Source organism: Brachybacterium tyrofermentans (assembly GCF_014897585.1).
In the GTDB taxonomy this organism is placed as follows: Bacteria; Actinomycetota; Actinomycetes; order Actinomycetales; family Dermabacteraceae; genus Brachybacterium; species Brachybacterium tyrofermentans.
In genome coordinates this window covers 17,203-36,988 of record NZ_JABUXW010000014.1, presented here as the reverse complement: position 1 = coordinate 36,988, position 19,786 = coordinate 17,203, and the positions used below count along the sequence as shown (strand labels likewise).

Here is a 19,786-nt window from a genome sequence, read left to right as displayed (position 1 = left end):
CCCGGCCTTATGAGAAACGGAGCCGGAAGCCCGCGCTCCTTCCCCGCGAGCAACTCCAGCCGTTACCCTTTCGTGACACTACCCACGGAACGCGAGTTCCTGACCGGTCTCTGAGCGGTCCTGCAACGCGATGTCAGGTTTCGGGGCGTAGCGTCGCCCGCGCCGCTCAATCTCAGGAGGCACAGTGAAGGTCCCCAGCACCTCGAAGCTCCGCAACTCTTTCGTCGCCATCTCGTTCGCCGCCGTCCTCGCCCTCACCGGGTGCAGCGACGACAAGGCTGCCCCGTCGGGCGCCAGCGACGGCGGCGGCGAGCAGCCAGCCGCCGCTAGTGATGGCGGAGGCGCCCCTCAGCCCGGCGGCGAGCAGGCGATGCCCGAGGCCGACACCTCCGACGTCCCCGACGTCGTCGCCGAGGTCAACGGGGAGAAGATCTCCAAGGACGAGTTCGTCAAGGCCTACGAGCCCCAGTTCCAGCAGGCCTCGATGCAGCAGCAGTCCACCGGCCAGGAGATCAACCAGGCCGACCTGAAGAAGCAGGTCGCCGGCCAGCTGGTCGACAACCGCCTTCTGCTGCAGGCAGCCTCGGACGCCGGCATCAAGGCCTCCGACAAGGACATCGACGCCACGCTCGAGGACATCGCCGCACAGAACGGCATGGGCTCCGCCGACGAGGTCGTCAAGGCCCTGGAGCAGCAGGGCATGAGCGAGGACGACGTGCGCAAGGACGCCGCCTCCCAGTTCACCCTGACGACGTACATCGAGCAGGAAGCCGATATCAAGAAGCCGAGCGACGAGGAGCTCAAGACGCAGTACGACCAGCTCGTCGCCCAGCAGGAGCAGTCCGGCGGCCAGCAGGGCGAGGTCCCGCCCTTCGAGGACGTCAAGGACCAGCTGGCCGATCAGGCGACCTCCCAGCAGCAGGGCGAGGCGGCGACGACGATGGCGAAGGATCTGCGCGAGAAGGGCGACGTCACGATCAACCTCTGAGAGCGCGTTCGAGGACACGATCACGCTCTGAGGAACGAACCTCTCGCTCCTGACCCACAAGCCAGCAGTATCCGTTGACTCCCCAGACCGGTGCCGCCGCCCTCGCCAGGGCTGCGGCACCGGTCTGGGGAGTGCGTCGTGCCTGCGTGCCATGTCACCCGGGCACCGCACAATGCCACACGCTCGGCGAGATAGTTGCAGTGGATGCAAGATCGGCCCTAGTGTGCGAAAGGACGGCTCGCCGCAGCTCAGCCTGCGACGGGCCGCATCGAGCGAGAGAACCGAGACGGAGAGGCGTCGATGTGACAAGGGAGAGCGGCGCACCCGCCCCGTTCAACCGGAACGTCGTGCTCGCGACGCTGGTCTCAGGAGCGTTCATCGTCATCCTGAACCAGACGTTACTGAACACTGCACTGCCGGAATTCATGCGCGACTTCGACATCACCGCGAACTCCGCGCAGTGGGTCACCACGATCTTCATGCTGGTCAACGGCATCATGATCCCGATCACCGCGTTCCTGATCCAGAAGTTCACCACCCGGTCGCTGTTCTTCGCGGCGATGGGCCTGTTCACGATCGGTACGGTGATCTGCGCCCTCGCGCCGGCCTTCTCGGTGCTGCTGATCGGCCGTGTCGTCCAGGCGGCCGGCGGCGGCATCATCATGCCGCTGATGCAGACGATCCTGTTCGCCGTGTTCCCGCTCGAGAAGCGCGGCTCGGCGATGGGCACCTTCGGCCTCGTGATCGCCTTCGCCCCGGCGATCGGCCCCAGCCTCTCGGGCTGGATCGTGGATCACCTGCCCTGGCAGACGCTGTTCATCATGCTGGTGCCGATCGCGATCATCGACATCATCGTCGCGTCGTTCATCCTCAAGAACGTCACCGAGCGCACCCACCCGCGGCTGGACGTGCTGTCGATCGTCCTGTCCACGTTCGGTTTCGGTGGCCTGCTCTTCGGCCTCGGCACCGCGGGGAACACCGGATGGGGCAGTCCCGAGGTGCTCATCTCCCTCGCGGTCGGCGTGGTCTCGCTGGTGTGGTTCATCCGCCGCCAGGGACGCCTCGAGCAGCCGATCCTCGAGTTCCGCGTTCTGCGCTTCCGCATGTTCACCCTCGGCACCGTGCTGGGCATGCTCGTGTTCATGGCGATGATCGGCGGGATGCTGATGATCCCGCTGTACATGCAGAACATGACCGAGCACAGTGCGATGGACTCCGGTCTCGTGCTGCTGCCCGGCGCCGTGGCGATGGGCCTGATGTCCCCAGTGACGGGGCGGATCTTCGACCGCTTCGGGGCCAAGTGGCTGGCCATCATCGGCTTCGCCCTGGTGACGGTCACGACGTTCCTGCTCGCCACTCTCACCCCGACCACCACGTTCGCCTACATCGCGATCGTCAACGCCTTCCGCATGTTCGGCACGGCCATGGTGATCATGCCGGTCACCACCGCCGCCCTGAACCAGCTGCCGCAGCACCTCATCCCCCACGGCACGGCCCTGAACAACACGCTGCGCCAGATCGCCGCGTCCGTGGGAACCGCCGTGCTGGTCACCGTGATGACCTCTGCCGCGCTGGACCCCGCGACCCATGGGGCACAGGGTCCGATCCACGGCGTGAACGTCGCGTTCATCGTGGCCGGCGGCTTCAGCCTGCTGGGACTCATCGGAGCCTTCTTCATCCGCGCCTTGACCCCGCAGACGATCCACTCCGGGCACTCCGATCCCGGCGACACGGGCCTCACGGAGGACTGATCACCGGCCGAGGGCAACTCCTCGGCACCGCGATCGCCCGGGCGATCGCGGTGGCCGGAGGCGTTCCTGCCCTGCGAGAATGGCTCTATCGGCCTGGTTGCGGGACAGGCAGGCCGCCCCACTCATCTCTTCGTCCCGGAAGGACCTGATCATGATCCTCATCAACGTGAAGTTCCCCGTGAAGCCCGAGTTCGCGGACCAGTGGCCCGAGCTCTCCCGCGAGTTCACCGAGACCACGCTCGCCGAGCCGGGCAACCTGTGGTTCGAGTGGTCGCGCAGCGTCAAGGAGCCCAACACCTATGTGCTCATCGAGGCGTTCACCGACGAGGGCGCCGGACCCCACGTGAACTCCCCGCACTTCGCCACGATGCAGCAGGAGTTCCCGCAGTACCTCGAGGCCACGCCGCAGATCATCTCCCAGCAGATCGAGAGCGACGGCTGGGGTCCCATGGGAGAGATCCAGGTCGACTGATTCGCCGGTCCGGCGCGTCTCGGCACTCCCCGGCGCGTCTCGGCCCTTCCCTGCGCGACTCGGCACTCCGCGGCGCAGCCCGGGGCTGACATCGCAGCGCGGCAACGGTCAGTGGGCCCCATGCCGGCCGAGCGTCGTCACGGGGGCGGCGCCGGGCCGGGTCCACTGCGGCACGGGCCGGCTGGTCCCTCCCCCGGTGGAGTTCCCCTCGGCGTCGGTGCGCCAGGACCAGCAGGCATGGCGACCCTCCGGCCAGCCCTCGGGGGTGTCCTCCCAGCTCTCGCCGCGCCCGTAGGTGGTCATGTCGAGCAGGCCCATGGCGACGTTGACGCGTTCGTTGCCCCGACCGGTGGTGCGGTAGGTGAGGAACACGCGATCCCCGTCGCGCAGGAAGCTCGCGAGGTAGCCCATCTCGCCGCCGACGGGTTCGTCGAGCGTGCGCACCGAGTACCAGGGCACCTGGGTGTATCCCATGAACTCGGTGTACGGCGCGACCTCCTCCCATGGCCCCGTGGTGAGGATCGCCAGGGAGACGTCATGGGCGTGGAGATAGGTGACGTCCTGCAGGTGCCAGGCCGTGGTGGTGCAGCCTTCGCACTGGCCCTGATGCGGGGCTCCGTCGTGCCACATGTGCTGGTAGACCACGAGCCGATCGCGGCCCTCGAACAGGTCCCGGAAGGGCACCGGGCCGTCCTGGCCCACCACCTCGACGCCGCCGTCGATCTCCACCATGGGCAGCCGTCGTCTCGCCGCCGCGATCGCATCCCCCTCGTGGGTATGCGCCTTCTCGCGCACCAGCAGCTCGTCCCGGACCTCCTGCCAGGTGGTCATGTCCACCACCGGCGGTCGTCCTGCGTTCCCGGCAGCATCCGTCGTCATCGCTCAGCGCTCCCAGGCGGTGCCGGGAGGTTCCGGCAGATAGGTCGGTACGTACTCGAGCAGCTGGAGACCGCCGGCGAAGGTGCGCGCCTCCGTGAGCTCCAGGCCGAAGTCCTCGAAGCGGTCCCAGATGCGCTCGAGGCCGGTGCGGCCCGTGATCACGGGGAACAGGATCACCCGGAACCGGTCCACGAGACCGGCCTTCATCAAGGAGTGGCTGAGGCGGATGCTGCCCACGGTGGTCAGCGGGAGGGACGAGGTCTGCTTCAGCTCCCGCACCGCCTCGACCGCGTCGGCGCTGATCAAGGTGGTGTTCGGCCAGGCGAGCGGCTCCTGGAGCGTCGAGGAGAAGACCACCTTCGGCAGCTGAGCCATCTCCTCGAAGCTTGCCTTCTCCTCCTCGGAGATCTCGATCTGCTCGGCCTGCTGCCCCATCTCGGACATCAGCCGGTAGGTGGTCGCTCCCATCAAGGAGACGTAGTCGGGCTCCCCGGCGAGCCAGTCGAGGTACTCGTCGCTCTGGAGTCCCCACCAGCCCGGCCAGCCCTCGCCGGCGGCGCAGCCGTCCAGCGAGAGGATGAAGTCGACGAGCAGCGGCTGTGCGGTGCGTGGTGCAGGGTTGTCATCCATGAGTGGTCCTCGACGTCGAGAGATCCGGTCCGGGCGCGTGCAGGAACCAGGCTACGCCGCCAGGGCAGGCACCGCCATCGTGCGGCGCCCGACATCGAGGGCGTCGGCGGCCGACCGGTCGTCAGCGGAACGGGACGCCATCGGGACGGGACGCCATCGGGACGGGACCTCAGCGTCCGACGGGACCACGCCGTGCCCCTCGTCCGATCGTCACGGCGAGACCCGCAGCGACCAGCAGCCAGGCGAGCAGGGCGACAACGAGGAACCCCGCCCCGATGGTCTCGACCGCCGGCATGTGCTCCACGCGGCCCAGTCGCATCGAGGCGACGGCGAACATGCCCAGCGGGAACACCATCGACCACAGGGCCGGGGTGTAGCGCAGCGGGATGCGATGGATCAGGTGGCGCCAGGCCCCGGCACCGACCAGCAGGGGCACCAGCCATGCCGCGAAGCACCAGAACACGACGACGGTGCCGCCGATGAGCCCCCGTGCGGCGTCGACCATCGGCACCGAGCCCATGTCCACGATGCTCGCCCCGGCGACGACGGAGATGGCCAGGGCGCCCATCGCGACCCAGTACGGCGGCTCGAACTGATGGGGGGTGATGCCGTGGTGCACCACGCGCAGGATCACCAGCACGGCGATCCCGACGTAGAGGATCGTGCCCACCGACCAGGCCATCACGGTCGCGATGCCGAGCAGGTCGGCGAGGCGCGGGGTGGTGGGATGCAGGCCGGAGAGGCCGACGGCGAGGGACTGCGAGGCCACGGACCAGATGAACCAGGTGCCGTTGGTGCGGGCGAGGATCGGCTCGCCGTCCCGCATCATGAGCACCTGCCAGGGCAGCACATAGCCCAGCACCAGCCAGATCGCGGCCGCCACGATCAGCAGACCGATGGAGAGGCCCCCCAGACCATTGCCCTGAAGACCGGCCGCCAGCACCCCGGTGGCGGCGACGACCGTGAAGAACCCGAAGGCCGTCTCGGGATTCCTGGCATCGCCGAGCATCCGTCGGCCGTGGCGGATCGCGCGGGCCACGAAGAGAGCCACGAGCACCAGGTATGCCACCACGGCGAGCGCGAGCGCGACCTGTGAGGGACCCAGGAGCCCGGCTTCATGCAACGCGACCGACAGGATTCCGGTCGCCATCACCAGGGCGAAATAGCCTGGGGAGAGCCCGGAGATCGCACTGTCTGCTCGTACGGCGAGGCGGGAAGGCGTCCTGGTCACGCTCCATTGTGCCCACATGATCGGGCCCATAATGCCGCCCCGTGATCGCAGCCGTCGGCCGTGCGAGGAGATGAATTGTGCGACGGAAACGCGCGACGGACCGCGGAGAATTCCCGGACACCACCGGCAGGAATCACCTTGCGAATGCAACTCCCGGTGGTGTCATAGCGTCGTAGCAACACTCCCGGTCGGTGGGGGCTCGAGGCGAGGAGGCCTGGGATGGTGCGGCGGCGGCTCACGTTCACGGAGCGGATGGAGATCTCGACGGGATCGAAGGCCGGGTGGGGAGTCCGTCGCATCGCTGCTCACCTGGGCAGATGCCCGTCAGTGGTCTCCAGGGAGCTACGACGGAACTCGACGAAGACCCGTGGCTATCAAGCGGTGACCGCGGACGTGAAAGCGCAACGCCAACGCTCGCGCCCACAAGTCCGAAAAGTGGCGAAGGACCCGGTGCTCCAGGCGAGGGTGAACGCCGACCTCGCGGCGTCGTGGACGCCGAACGAGATCGCGGGTCGCTTGCGTCTGGAGGCCGCAGACCCGACCGTTGGACGCATGGCGAACTCTCCCGATGCTCAGGGCCGCACCGTCAGCGGAGAAGCGATCTACCAGTACATCTACGCGATTCCCCGCGGTGAACTCGCCAAGCGCGGGATCTTCTTGCAGTCCAAGCGGACCAAGCGCCAGCCCCGCACCACCGGCCGGACCCGGGGCGGACCGATCGTGGGGATGGTCCCGATCGCGGAACGGGGCGAGGACGCAGCGAAGCGGCGGGTGCCGGGGCACTGGGAGGGCGACCTGATCATCGGGAAGAACGGGGCCTCGTGCGCTGCGACCCTGGTGGAGCGGATGAGCGGGTTCACCGGCCTGCTCGCCCTGCCCTCGAAACATGCCGAGGGCACCGCGGATGCGGTGATCGAGTACTTCACCGAGCTGCCCAGGATGATGCAGGCCTCGCTGGCCTGGGACCAGGGCTCCGAGATGGCGCAACACGCGAAGGTCTCCCTGGCCACGGACATGCCGGTCTACTTCGCTGAGCCCCACTCGCCCTGGCAGCGGCCCAGCAACGAGAACACGAACCGGCTCTACCGGGAGTACCTCCCCAAGGGCACCGCGATCCCCGACCACCAGCCCTACCTCACCACCATCGCCGAAGAGATCAACAACCGACCCCGACGCCGACTCGGCTTCCTGACACCGACAGAATCCTTCGCCCGACTACTGGCCGGCGAACCCCATGTTGCTTCCACGCTTTGACACCACCCCCGCGCTCTGCGACAATCCCGGATCCACGGCAGGAGAATCCGCTCATCCCCCGGCGCCCGCCCGGCGCGGAGCCCTCACCTCGGTGCCGGCGCACCACAAGGCTCGCACCATGCTCCCGGACCTGCCTCTGGACACGGGGCCGCGACCACGGCACTCTGGGAGCCATACCGCTGGAGCCCACCACGCCGACGACGGCGTGCATTCTCGTGCGTTCCCCCTGACGGTTGTGTCACCCAGCTGGATGTCCAGTGGACCCTTTCCACCGGTGAACCTAGGGTATTAAGTTGTCCGCGGCCCGGTGGAGAGTCATCGGCCGCCGACACCGTCCCACCGCCGGGCCTGCTCGCTCGCGCGAACCGGTCCGCTCCGCTCGCACGTCGATCGAAAGGACCGTGATGGCCGAGGCCGCCAAGTCCCCTCGCCCCGCAGAATCCCCAGGCACCGGGAACGACCCCGGCGGGAGCGGAGCGGGATCTCCGACCGGCACCGGCGCTGCGGGCACCCATTCGGCCGTCAACTGGCCCGTGTTCATCGGCACCGCCACGATCATCGTCGCGTTCGTGCTGTTCGCAGCGATCTGGCCGAGCACCGCCGAGACCGTCATCTTCGGATCGATGGCCTGGATCGCGACCAACTTCGGCTGGTACTACGTCCTCACCGCCGGCATCGTCGTGGTGTTCGTGCTGATCGTCGCCTTCTCCAGGGTGGGCGGGACCCGGATGGGTCCGGACCATTCGCTGCCGAAGTACAACATGTTCACGTGGGCGGCCATGCTGTTCGCGGCCGGCATCGGCGTGGACCTCATGTTCTTCGGGATCTCCGGACCGGCCACGAACTTCCTCACCCCGCCGGACGTCCCGGCCGGCTCGGACGAGGCCGCCCGGATGGCGACGATCTGGACGATCTTCCACTACGGGATCCCCGGCTGGGCGATGTATGCGCTGATGGGAATGGCCTTCGGGCTCTTCGCCTATCGGTATCACCTGCCGCTGTCGATCCGCTCTGCCCTGGCCCCGATCTTCGGCAAGCGGATCCACGGCGCCGTGGGCCACGTCGCCGAGATCGGCGCGACGATCGGCACCATCTTCGGCATCTCGGTGTCGCTCGGCATCGGCGTCGTGTTCCTGAACTTCGGTCTCTCCGCCCTGTTCGGCATCCCGAACTCGATGGCGGTGCAGATCGCGCTCATGGCGCTGGCCGTGTTCATCACGATCCTCTCGACCGTCTCCGGCGTGGACAAGGGGATCCGTCGGCTCTCCGAGCTCAACGTGATCCTGGCCCTGGTGCTGATGCTCTGGGTGCTGTTCTCGGGCAGCACGCACGAGCTGCTCAACGCCCTGGTGCAGAACATCGGCGACTTCTTCTCGCGGTTCCCCTCGATGCTGATGAACACCTTCGCCTACAGCGAGGGGGCGACCGACTACCCCTCCGATCAGTGGATGGCCGACTGGACGCTGTTCTTCTGGGCGTGGTGGATCGCCTGGGCGCCCTTCGTGAGCCTGTTCCTCGCGCGCATCTCCCGCGGCCGCACGCTGCGCCAGTTCGTGGTGGGCGTGCTGCTGATCCCCTTCGCCTTCATCCTGCTGTGGGTCTCGATCTTCGGCAACGCGGCCCTGAGCTTCTTCGGGGATGCAGAGTTCCTCGATCTTGCCGTGAACCAGCCCGAATCCGGCTTCTTCAACCTGCTCGAGCAGTACCCGGGGGCGACCTTCACCGTCTCCCTCGCTCTGCTCACAGGTCTGTTCTTCTACACCACCTCGGCGGATTCCGGCTCGCTGGTGATGGCGAACATGACGTCCAAGGCCTCGATGAATGATTCGGACGGTCCGCCGTGGCTGCGCATCGTGTGGGCCGTGATCACCGGCGCACTGACTCTGGTGATGCTGTTCATCAACGGCGTCTACACGCTGCAGGCCGCGACCGTGGTGGTCGGGCTGCCGCTGTCGGTGATGCTGTACCTGGTCATGTACAGCCTGTGGAAGGTGCTGAAGACGGAGAGCATGAACCTCGAGTCCCGTCGGGCCGCACTGCCCGCGCTGCTCACCAGCCGCGTGCGGGAGGCCGACGGGGGCGATCGTGGATCCTGGCGCCAGCGCCTGTCCCATCGCATGTCCTACGCGGACGAGGAGAAGGCCCGCAGCTTCGTGGAGACCGTCGCCGCGCCCGCCATCGAGGAGGTCGCCGCGGAGCTCACCAAGCTCGGTGCCGACGTCTCCTGCCACCGCGGTGACCACCCCGACAGCACGGTCCCGTTCGTGGACCTGGTGGTCACCTTCCCCGACGCGGAGGACTTCAAGTACCAGGCCTATCCCGTCGCCTACTCGGTGCCGAGCTTCGCCGCGAACCTCGCCACCGTGCGCGACGTCTACTTCCGCCTCGAGATCTTCTCGATGCTGGGCTCCCGCGGCCGCGACATCATGGGGTACACCAAGGATCAGGTCATATCCGACGTCCTGGACTCCTACGATGCCCACATCATGTACCTCACCATGAGCCAGGAGATCGGCACCGCGACCGGCACCATCGCGGTCAGCGCACCCGACACCTGGCTCGACACGGATCAGATCGACCACTCTGATCAGCACGATCCGACGAACACGCACGATCACCCGACCGATCCCACACCCGTCACCGACGAGACCGGGACGACGAAGACGACGGAGGAGAGCAATGACTGACAGCATCGCCACCCTGTACATCGACGGAAAGTGGGTGCCCTCGTCCACGGGCGAGACCCGCAGCGTCATCTGCCCCGCGGACCAGTCCGAGGTGGGCGTCGTCTCCGAGGCGAGCGCCGAGGACGTCGAGCGCGCGATCCTCGCGGCCCGTGCGGCCTTCGAGGCCCGGGTGTGGGCCGACAAGCCGGCCTCCGAGCGCGGCGACTTCCTGCTGCGGGTCGCCGACCAGCTCCAGGAGCGCAAGGCGGAGTTCGCCCGCGCCGAGGCCTTCGACACCGGCAAGCGCCTGGTCGAGGCCGAGGGCGACATGGACGACATCACCGCCTGCTTCCGCTACTTCGGGAAGGTCGCGGGCCAGAACCCGGGCCGCCTGGTCGACGCCGGGGACGACAGCGTGATCTCGCGCGTGGTGCACGAGCCGATCGGCGTGTGCGGCATGATCACGCCCTGGAACTTCCCGCTGCTGCAGGCCGCATGGAAGATCGCCCCGGCCCTGGCCGCCGGCAACTCCTTCATCATCAAGCCCGCGGAGCTCACCCCGCACACCACGATCCTGATCGTGGATGTGATGGACAAGCTGGGCCTGCCCGCCGGGGTGGCGAACCTGGTGCTCGGCTCCGGCGCCGTGGTCGGCGCTCCGCTGTCCTCCCACCCGGAGATCGACTTGGTCTCCTTCACCGGCGGTCTGGTCACCGGCCGGAAGATCGCCGCCTCCGCCGCGGAGGGCATCAAGAAGGTCGCCCTCGAGCTCGGCGGGAAGAACCCCAACGTGATCTTCGCCGACGCCGACTACGAGGCCGCGCTCGACAATGCGCTGAACGCCGCTTTCATGGACTCCGGCCTGCTCTGCTCCGCGGGCACGCGTCTGATCCTGCAGGACACCATCGCCGAGCAGTTCGTCGATGACCTGGTGGCTCGCGCCGAGGGCATCGTCATGGGCGGCCCCCTGGATGAGAAGGCCGAGACCGGCCCGCTGATCTCGAAGGAGCACCGCGACAAGGTCACCGACTACGTGAATCGCGGCATCGAGGCCGGGGGCCGGCTGCGTACGGGCAACCACTGGGGCGGCCCGGAGCTCGAGCAGGGCTACTTCTACGCGCCGACCGTGCTGGACCAGTGCACCGCAGAGAACCCCGCCGTGATCGAGGAGGGCTTCGGCCCCGTCATCACGGTCGAGACCTTCTCCACCGAGGAGGAGGCGATCGCGATCGCCAACACCACCGAGTACGGCCTGGCCGGCGCGGTGTGGACCTCGAACTCCGGGATCGCGAACCGGGTCTCGCGGCGGCTGCGCCACGGCACCATCTGGATCAACGACTTCCACCCCTACCTGCCGCAGGCGGAGTGGGGCGGCTTCAAGATGTCCGGCGTGGGCCGCGAGCTGGGCCCCACCGGTCTCGAGGAGTACACCGAGTCCAAGCACATCTACGAGAACACCGAACCGGCCGTGACCGGCTGGTTCCCCCGCAAGGGCTGACCAGCCCCTCGCCCGGGGCCGCACCTCGTGGTCCCGGGCGGCGCTTTCGCTCTCCCGGCCGCCGCCGCGAGCGGTCTTCCCGCTCGCGGGCGCCCACCTCCGTCCCCTCCGTCGACAGGAAGCTGAAGACATGACCACCGATGACCTCACCTCCGAGAACCCTCTCTCCGAATTCGACTATGTCGTCGTCGGCGGCGGCTCCGCCGGCGCCGCGCTGGCCTCACGCCTCAGCGAGGACGCGAGCATCGACGTCGCCCTCCTCGAGGCCGGCCCGTCGGACCTCGAGCACCAGGAGGTGCTGCAGCTCAAGCGCTGGCCCGAGCTGCTCGAGGGCGGGCTGGACTGGGACTACCCGATCGAGCCGCAGGAGAACGGCAACTCCTTCATGCGCCATGCGCGCGCGAAGGTGCTGGGCGGCTGCTCCTCCCACAACTCGTGCATCGCCTTCCATCCGCCGGCGGAGGACATGGACCAGTGGGAGCAGCTCGGTGCCGAGGGCTGGAACGCCGAGACGATCATGCCGCTGATCGCGCGGCTCGAGACGAACATGTCCCGCACCGGCGAGGGCCACGGCACCGACGGTCCCGTGCACCTCATGGACGTGCCGCCCGAGGATCCGGTGGGCGTCGCCCTGCTGGAGGCCTGCGAGCAGGCCGGCATCCCCACGGCCACGTTCAACGACTTCGAGACCGTCGTCAACGGCGCGAACTGGTTCCAGGTGAACCGGCAGGCCGACGGCACGCGGGCCTCCTCGTCCGTGTCCTACCTGCACCCGAACCTGGAGCGGGAGAACCTGCACGTCCTCACCGGTCTGCAGGTCATGCGGGTGCTCTTCGACGAGGAGCAGCGGGCCACGGGAGTGGAGTACATCGACAACGCCTTCGACCGCTCCTCGATCATGCACGCTCGGCGCGAGGTCATCCTCTCCGCCGGCGCGATCGACTCCCCCAAGCTGCTGATGCTCTCGGGCATCGGCCCGGCGGATCACCTGCGCGAGGTGGGCATCGAGGTGCGCGTCGACTCCCCCGGTGTCGGCTCGAACCTGCAGGACCACCCCGAGGCCGTGATCTCCTGGGAGTCCACCCAGAAGATGACACGCGAGTCCACGCAGTGGTGGGAGATCGGGATCTTCTCCCCCACGCAGGAGGGCCTGGACCTGCCGGACCTGATGATGCACTACGGTTCGGTGCCCTTCGACATGCACACCCGCCGTCAGGGCTACCCCACCTCGCCGGAGTCCTTCGCGCTCACGCCGAACGTCACCCACGCCCGCTCGCGCGGCACGGTGCGCCTGCGCACGATCGACTACCGCGACAAGCCGCGGGTCGATCCGCGGTACTTCACCGATCCCGAGGGCCACGACATGCGCGTGGCGGTCGCCGGTATCCGCAAGGCCCGCGAGATCGTCTCGCAGCCCGGCATGGACGCCTACCGAGGCCGAGAGCTGTTCCCCGGCGAGAACGTGCAGAGCGACGAGGAGATCGCGGACTACGTCTCCACGACCCACAACACCGTCTACCACCCCGCCGGCTCGTGCCGGATGGGCGCGGTGGACGACGACATGTCGCCCCTGGATCCGCAGCTGCGGGTCAAGGGCGTGACGGGCCTGCGCGTGGTCGACGGCTCGGTCATGCCGCAGCTGGTCGCCGTGAACCCCAACATCACCACGATGCTGATCGGCGAGCGCGCGGCGGAGCTGATCCGCGGCGAGCAGCAGAGCTGATTCGGCACATGCAGAGCGCCTGATCCTGCACCGATGAGCGCCCTGGGCACCGTGGAGGTGTCCAGGGCGCTTCTGTGTTCCCGCCGAGCACTGCGCTGACCTCAGCTTCGGCGTCCTCACTCAATCTGATGCCATCTTCCGGGATAGCAAGACTTATCAACGGTCGCAGCCGGGTTCTTTCGCCCGCTGTCGCATCATCAGATCGTGCGCCGCTCATCTGTCTGCAGCCACCGATCTTCTGCCCGCAGCACTCCCGATGAGGGCGTCACGCGGGACCGTCCCCCTTGTTGAAGGACACCCATGCATCTCACTCCTGATATGGCCGATTCGTTCGGCGACCGGCTCGAGCGCGACCTGATTCAGCACGGTCTGGTCTCGGCTCGGCCGGAGCTCGCCGACGCGATGGTCCCTGATGAGCACCGTCCGCTGCTGCGTATTCGCCGTCCCGGCGCTGGCATGCTCATCGTCGCGAGGGTCATCGAAGGGGCGGCCGCGCGCTGGGTGATCGGAGTGCCCGGCGAGCCCTCTCCGACGCTCCTCGACGCCGACTCCCCCGACGATGCCGTCGCGATTGTTCTCGCCGCCCTGGATGGGGCGAGTCGAGGACGTCACGGAGACAGCCCGGCCGACACCCCCGGATGATGTGCCCGATCTGCGCGCCAGCCAGTACGAAATGCGCCGAAGCCAGCGATGAACCGCGGGCACCTGCGAGCGTCATTCGAGACCTGGAAGAGTAGGTGCTACGAGGGCTCCGTCATCGAATGGTGCCAACGCGAGATGGAGGCTGGCACCGGTCGCACGCATCATGTCGAAGGTGTCGACGGTCGGAACGCCCATGGCGACACAGACGTCCGGGATCAGCACTCGCTTGCGCGCATTGGGCTTGGGCCTCTCATGCGTCGCCACGGTGAACCCGTGCTCCACCGCGAAAGCGATCAGCTGGAAGTCAGCGTCCTTTCCCGTGAACGCGTTGATGGCGGAAGGCCGGTATCCCTGCGCGGTGACCCAGGCCGTGAGCGCACCGAAATGAGCCGTGGTCCGTTGGTCGAGGGGACGGAAGAAGTCTCGATGAGCAGCGGCCCATCCGGTCAGCTCGTCGTCCCCGCGAAGGAGCTCGTCACGAACGGAGTCGATACTGCAGGTGACACCCTGCCGATGAGCCCGGTCCAGCCACTCCCAGAACCCCGGTGCGATGTCGAAGGCGTAGTACCTGTTCTTCGCCTCGATCAAGATGTTCGCGTCGACGAGGTACATCAACGGGCCCCGAGTTGGTCTGCGAGCCCTTCGAACGTGCTGTGCTTCGTCAGGCCGAGGAGCTGATAGGCGTCCCGGTATCGGGTGCTCCCCTCGTGGGTGCTCTCGATGACCGATCGAGCGAACTGCCGGCTCAGCCTCAGCGGCTGAGTGTTGTAGTAGTTCCCTCCCCCGCCGGCCTCACGCACCTCGGCGAGTTTGGCCAGGACTCGACGCTCTTCGTCGATGTACCGCGCACGGAAGTCGGCCCAGGCCAAGAATCCTGCATCTGCTATGCGACGCAGCACGACGAGCGTGCTGACGGAGAACTGGCGAGCGAGCTCGTCGAGTGCTTCAGGGGAGGCATCGCCCCGGTATTCCGCTCTCAGGAGGTCGACCGGCACCAGGAATTCCGCAGCGACATCGTTGCACCAGCGCTCCGTCGTGTTCACAGAGCGCTCAGCGACATTCGCATCAGAGAGAGCGCTGCCACCCAGCCAGAGATGCGCGAACTCGTGGATCAGGGTGAAGATCTGGGCCGCATTGGTATCTGCACCATTGACGTAGACGAGCGGTGCGATCTCGTCTGCCAGGGCGAAACCTCGGAATTCTCCAGGATCCAGCACGCGATGAGTGTTCGCCCCGACGACCCCGCTCACCATCACGAGGGCACCGGAGGCCTCGATGCGGTCGACCAGTCGACGGAACGTCGCCGACCAGCTACTCACGGCATGTCCAGGGTTCGCGTCACCGAGGAGTACGTGCATCCGGTGCGCAACCGTCGCGGGAGCGTCCTCGATACTGACAGAGCCGATGTAGCCCACAGGGTCGAGGCCGTTCTCCGCTGCGAAGTCGCGGTACCAGTCCTGCCGTTCCTGGCAGAGGTAGATCGTGTCCAGGAGATCGGCGGAGGGCCGTCGGACCGCCGCGTCCTTGATCGTGCGCAGGTCCGGCATCGGCAACGGCTCGATGGGCGGCTCGGGGAGGAACAGCTGCCCGAACGGCGCATGGGTTGCGTGCGCGAACTTCTCCAGCTGCTTGAGAGTCGGCTGCCGTACCCCGGCAGTCCAGTCATCGAGCTGGGGGAATCGCTGGAGCGCCGTCTGCTCGTCCCAACCAGCTCGCTCGACGGCCCAGCGAAGGAGATCGGGCGCGATGTCGAGGTACACAGCCATCCTCTGTTGCCTCCCGTCTCGCGAATCCCTCTGGAGCTCGTGCTGCTCATGGTAGGGACTGGCGGCGCTTCACGGGGGCAGATGTGGACGACGTCGCAATGAGCCGTCCCGTTCCTTCGAGCCTGACGCTCACTTCACGTCTCCGCCTGGGACACCTCCCAGGCGCCATAGCTCATGCCGCTCTCTGCGACCCACTCGATCCGTCCGTTGGAGGTCGCTCGACCCAACACGACCGACGCTGCCGCCGACGGCGAGGAATAGACGAGGTCCTTCGTCAGTCGCGCCAGTGAGCCGTTCTCGAGCGGCACCGCGCTCTTCATCAACTCTCCGTGCTGCAGCGAGCGGTTCTCGAACTGCCTGGCCGTCGACTCCGACTGTTTTCCGGAGGAGCGCATCGCAGCGCTGACAACTGACCCCTCGAGCACGGTGAACTCCCCGTCGATGACCTGTGCCTGGGCGTCGATGCCCTTGGACGTTCTCAGCCGGAACTGCGGGCTGTCCACTGCCATGTCCTCCAGCCCGAGTGTTCCCTGCCCAGCAGTCTTCGTCGGTCGCTCAGGGACCGATGCCGCGCGGCCGCGGAAGATGTCGTAGCCGAGAACGGGCATCAGGATGCGTACCTGCTCGATGAAGTAGTCCATGTCGGAGGCGTCGGCCTCCGGGAGCTCGGCACCGCCGGTAGGTCCTTGGACGTTCTCCAGGGAGACCCGGCCGACGGTCTTGGCGATCCTCACCAACCGCGATTCGAGGTAGCGGACGTGGGCACTGGTGAGGTTCGCATCCTTCGAGGTGATGATGGTGACCTCGTCCCAGAAGTCCTTCTTGGAGTCATGATCGACAAGGCGTTTGCCGACGTTGTCGCTCTCCCCGATGTAGGCGACGTCGTCACCCTCGGCGTTGCTGCCGAACAGGATGTAGATCCCGGTGCGACTGGCCTCGATGCGCTTTCGGATCTCGCCGAGTTCGAGCCGCTTGCCCCGGAGCACGTGCCCAGTCCAGTTCCCGATCTCGGCGGTCATCAGACCGCCGGGCTTGCCATCGACGAGGAACAGTCTCACCTGCTTGCCATTCACTGCGTGGCTCCGTTCTCGGTCTCGAGCTCCGCGGCGTACCGCGGAGCGAGCGATTCCATCTGGCTCATGACGTTCACGATCGCGTCCTTCTGCTGGTCCGGGGGGTACTTGTACTTTCGCAGCAGGCGCTTAATGGAAGAGCGCAGCTTGGCCTTGACGTCATCGCGCACGGTCCAGTCGGTCCGGATGTCGCGCTGCATGGTCGCCACCAGTTCGCGGGCGATCTGGGCGAGCACGTCATCACCCATGACGTCCATGGCCGAGGGGTTCTGGGCGACCACGTCGAAGAATGCGAGCTCGTCCGTGCCGAGCGGCGGGCTGAACTGCTTTCCGCGATCTGCCTCGTGGCTGACTTCCTGCGCCATCTCGATGAGCTGCGCGATGACCTCGGCGGCGGTGAGCTGCTTGTTGGTGTACTTCAGCATCAGCTCGTTGATCCGCTCGGAGAACAGCTTCGAGCGCACTTCGTTGCCGCGGGTCACGCGGGCAGCCTCCTCGAGGATGCTCGCCTTCAGCGCCTCAATCGCGAGCTGCGATTTCGACGGCTTCTTCGCCTCCTCGACCCAGTCGGACGTGATCGCGTCGAGCCGCTGGAGGCCCAGCCCGGCCTCCTTGTAGATGTCGACCACGCCGGTGCTCTCGGCGGAGTCGACGAGCAGCTCGCCGAGCAGGCGCCGCACCTCGTCGGTGACGGGCTCGCCGCGGGAGATGCGATCGCGTGCGTCGTACTTCGCCATCCAGACGCGCACCTCTTTGTAGAACTGCACCTCGGGCAGCAGCACCTGGATGTCGTCGTGCCCGGCGGCGAGCGCCCAGGCGCGGTCGAGCTTCGCCGAGAGGCCGCGGAAGGCGTCGGCCAGGGGCCTGACGTCCGGGTCCTCGGGGTCGGTGTTGCCCTCAGTGAGCGGGGAGCGCAGGAAATTCGTGGTCGCGGAGACGGCGTTGATGAAGCCGCGGCGCACGTCCGCGTTCTGGATCGCCTTCCAGTCGAGGGTGACGATCTCGCGCAGGGACCCGACCAGCGTGTGGACTAGCTGCGCGGCCTCGTCCACGTCGCGCCGTCCGGCCGACGGGTCCGTCGCGTCGACCTCGTGGGTGAACTCGCGCAGGGCGGCGTTGAGGTTCTCCAGCAGCGGAGCATAGGCGACGAGGAGGCCGTCCTGCTTGCCCTTGTAGGTGCGGTTCACCCGGGCGAGGGTCTGCATGAGCAGGGCGCCCTTGATGCTGCGGTCGAGGTACAGGGTGTGCAGGGCAGGGGCGTCGAATCCGGTGAGCATCATGTCCTTGACGATCACGATCTCGAGCTCGTCGGCGGGGTCCTTGACCCGCTGCTTGATGCTCGCGATGGCGCTCGGCCGGCGCATGTGGGTCTTGATCACGTCCGGGTCCGACGGGTTCGCCGTGTAGACGACCTTGATCTTGCCCTTGGCGTCGGCCTCGTCGTGCCAGTCGGGGCGCAGAGCCACGATCTCGTCGTACAAGCGGGCGGCGATCGACCGGGTGGCGGTGACGATCATGGCCTTGCCGGGCCCTTCGATCATGGGCCGCATGTTGTCCCGTCGCCGCTCCCAGTGCTCGACGAAGTCCTTCGCGAGGGTAGTGAGGCGTTCGGGGGCCCCGTAGAGGGCTTCGAGCACGGCGACGGACTGTTGGAGTCGCTGCTTGTCGACCTCGTCCAGGCCCGTCGTCGCTTCCTCGGCGGCGTCGTCGATGGTGTCGTCGTCGAGCTTGTCGAGGCGGGCGAGCTGGATGAGCCGCGGCTCGAAGTAGACGGGCACGGTGGCGTTATCGTCCACGGCGCGCCGCAGGTCGTACACGTCGATGTCGGCGCCGAATACCTGGCGGGTGTCGCGGTCGGCCTCCCGGATGGGGGTGCCGGTGAAGGCGATCAACGCGGCGTTCGGCAGTGCGCTGCGCAGGTGGCGGGCGTAGCCGTCGAGGTCGCCGTAGTGGCTGCGGTGCGCTTCGTCGGCGATGACGATGATGTTGCGGCGGTCGGAGAGAAGCGGATGCTTGGCGCCAGCTTCTTTCTCGTCCTGGGACAGCCCGAACTTCTGCAGCGTGGTGAAGTAGATGCCGCCGGTGCGGCGCTCGCTGAGCTGGGAGCGCAGCTCTTTGCGGCTGGAGACCTGCTGGGGCTGTTCGGGAAGGAGGGTGGAGCGCTGGAAGCCGTCGAACAGCTGGGTGTCCAGCTCGGTGCGGTCCGTGAGCACGACGATGGTGGGGTTCGCCAGCTGCGGGTGACCCATGACCTTTGCGGTGTACAGCTCCATCTCCATGGATTTGCCGGAGCCCTGGGTGTGCCAGACGACGCCAATCTTCCCGTCAGCGCGGACGGCGCTGACGGTGGATCCGACGGCTTTGGTGACGGCGAAGTACTGGTGGGGCTTGGCGACACGTTTGGTGAGCCCGGCGGCGTCCTCGTCGAAGGCGACGAAGTCGTGGATCAGCTGTCCGAAGCGGTCGAGGTTGAACAGGCCGTTGAGCGTCCAGTCGATCTCGGTGAGGATCTCTCCGTCCGGCCCGGGCTCACCGATGGGAACAGGTCGCCCGTCGTCATCCACGTTCCACGAGGCGAAATGGTTCCAGGGCGTGAACTGCGTGCCGTAGCGGGCATTGATCCCGTCACTGGCGACGACGAAGGCTGTGAAGCGGAACGCCATCGGCAGCTCGGCTACATAGGTCTGCAGCTGGTTGAACGCGGCCTCGGCGGTAGCGGCCCGGCTGCCGGCCTGCTTGAGCTCCATGATCACCAGCGGCAGCCCGTTGACGTAGGCGACCACGTCGAAGCGCCGCTCCACCTGCCCACGACGCATGGTCACCTGGTTCACCACCCGGTAGCTGTTCTCCTCCACGTTCCCAGAAAGGAAGCGGATCACCGGGCTGCGCTCACGCCCATCGTGATCCACGTAGGTGATGCCGCGGTAGCCGTCACGCAGGATCTGGTGGAGACGGAAGTTCTCCGTGATCGCGTCCTGCGACTTCGGGGCGAGCACCTCCGCAGCCGCCTGGTGGAGGTAATCGGCCGGCACCTCGGGGTTGAGGTTTTTCAGGGCCGTGTCGAGGGTGCCGCGCAGCACGATGTCCTGCCACGACTCCCGCTCACCCGAACCCGGCGCGACGTCCGCGCCCGGCGTGTACTCCCATTCCAACCCTCGCATCTCATCGATAACGAGCTGCTCCCAGGCGTCCTCACCAGTATTCGCGGACATG

General features: G+C 67.2%; 15 protein-coding genes. 8 read left to right on the top strand and 7 right to left on the bottom strand.

Annotated features, from left to right (window positions below; translation table 11 throughout):
* Positions 1–184 precede the first annotated feature (184 nt).
* The 3 genes from INT49_RS11645 (at position 185) to INT49_RS11635 (ending at position 3,211) form a co-directional block, all read left to right on the top strand.
* On the top strand, positions 185–988 hold the full coding sequence (locus tag INT49_RS11645; RefSeq protein WP_193117914.1) for a SurA N-terminal domain-containing protein: 804 nt from the start codon (positions 185–187) through the stop codon (positions 986–988).
* A gap of 302 nt (positions 989–1,290) precedes the next feature.
* Positions 1,291–2,739 (top strand): MDR family MFS transporter, encoded by a 1,449-nt coding sequence (locus tag INT49_RS11640; RefSeq protein ID WP_193117913.1) that lies wholly within the window; start codon positions 1,291–1,293, stop codon positions 2,737–2,739.
* 151 nt (positions 2,740–2,890) lie between these two features.
* Positions 2,891–3,211: a putative quinol monooxygenase gene (locus INT49_RS11635; RefSeq protein WP_193117912.1), complete on the top strand. Its 321-nt coding sequence runs from the start codon at positions 2,891–2,893 to the stop codon at positions 3,209–3,211.
* Positions 3,212–3,319: 108 nt separating this feature from the next.
* Here the strand turns inward: INT49_RS11635 and INT49_RS11630 are convergent, their stop codons facing one another.
* The 3 genes from INT49_RS11630 to INT49_RS11620 all read right to left on the bottom strand — a co-directional run bounded on the left by INT49_RS11630 (position 3,320) and on the right by INT49_RS11620 (position 5,951).
* A complete protein-coding gene (locus tag INT49_RS11630) occupies positions 3,320–4,090 on the bottom strand; it encodes a DUF899 family protein (RefSeq protein WP_193117911.1) in 771 nt (256 codons plus the stop codon).
* A 3-nt stretch (positions 4,091–4,093) separates the two neighbouring features.
* Positions 4,094–4,720 carry a dihydrofolate reductase family protein gene (locus tag INT49_RS11625; RefSeq protein ID WP_193117910.1) on the bottom strand — a complete coding sequence of 209 codons (627 nt, stop codon included), beginning with the start codon at positions 4,718–4,720 and terminating at the stop codon, positions 4,094–4,096.
* A gap of 169 nt (positions 4,721–4,889) precedes the next feature.
* A complete protein-coding gene (locus INT49_RS11620) occupies positions 4,890–5,951 on the bottom strand; it encodes a tellurite resistance/C4-dicarboxylate transporter family protein (protein ID WP_319021594.1) in 1,062 nt (353 codons plus the stop codon).
* 219 nt (positions 5,952–6,170) lie between these two features.
* Between INT49_RS11620 and INT49_RS11615 the strand changes: the two genes are divergently transcribed.
* The 5 genes from INT49_RS11615 (at position 6,171) to INT49_RS11595 (ending at position 13,734) form a co-directional block, all read left to right on the top strand.
* On the top strand, positions 6,171–7,205 hold the full coding sequence (locus INT49_RS11615) for an IS30 family transposase (protein ID WP_193117908.1): 1,035 nt from the start codon (positions 6,171–6,173) through the stop codon (positions 7,203–7,205).
* A gap of 404 nt (positions 7,206–7,609) precedes the next feature.
* Positions 7,610–9,892: a choline BCCT transporter BetT gene (gene betT / locus INT49_RS11610; protein WP_193117907.1), complete on the top strand. Its 2,283-nt coding sequence runs from the start codon at positions 7,610–7,612 to the stop codon at positions 9,890–9,892.
* Positions 9,885–11,369, top strand: coding sequence for an aldehyde dehydrogenase family protein (locus tag INT49_RS11605; RefSeq protein ID WP_193117906.1), 1,485 nt, complete (start codon positions 9,885–9,887; stop codon positions 11,367–11,369). The genes betT and INT49_RS11605 overlap by 8 nt, the downstream gene beginning before the upstream one ends.
* Positions 11,370–11,499: 130 nt before the next feature.
* Positions 11,500–13,092 (top strand): GMC family oxidoreductase, encoded by a 1,593-nt coding sequence (locus INT49_RS11600; protein ID WP_193117905.1) that lies wholly within the window; start codon positions 11,500–11,502, stop codon positions 13,090–13,092.
* Positions 13,093–13,392: 300 nt separating this feature from the next.
* A complete protein-coding gene (locus INT49_RS11595; RefSeq protein WP_193117904.1) occupies positions 13,393–13,734 on the top strand; it encodes a hypothetical protein in 342 nt (113 codons plus the stop codon).
* Positions 13,735–13,806: 72 nt separating this feature from the next.
* Here the strand turns inward: INT49_RS11595 and INT49_RS11590 are convergent, their stop codons facing one another.
* The 4 genes from INT49_RS11590 to INT49_RS11575 form a co-directional block, all read right to left on the bottom strand.
* Positions 13,807–14,346, bottom strand: coding sequence for a DUF4411 family protein (locus tag INT49_RS11590; RefSeq protein WP_193117903.1), 540 nt, complete (start codon positions 14,344–14,346; stop codon positions 13,807–13,809).
* Complete coding sequence (locus INT49_RS11585; RefSeq protein WP_193117902.1) at positions 14,346–15,500, bottom strand: ImmA/IrrE family metallo-endopeptidase; 1,155 nt, start codon at positions 15,498–15,500, stop codon at positions 14,346–14,348. The genes INT49_RS11590 and INT49_RS11585 overlap by 1 nt, the downstream gene beginning before the upstream one ends.
* 134 nt (positions 15,501–15,634) lie before the next feature.
* Complete coding sequence (locus tag INT49_RS21565) at positions 15,635–16,573, bottom strand: GIY-YIG nuclease family protein (protein WP_193117901.1); 939 nt, start codon at positions 16,571–16,573, stop codon at positions 15,635–15,637.
* Complete coding sequence (locus tag INT49_RS11575) at positions 16,570–19,785, bottom strand: type I restriction endonuclease subunit R (RefSeq protein ID WP_193117900.1); 3,216 nt, start codon at positions 19,783–19,785, stop codon at positions 16,570–16,572. Before INT49_RS11575 ends, INT49_RS21565 begins: the two co-directional genes overlap by 4 nt.
* Between the last annotated feature and the right edge of the window lies 1 nt (position 19,786).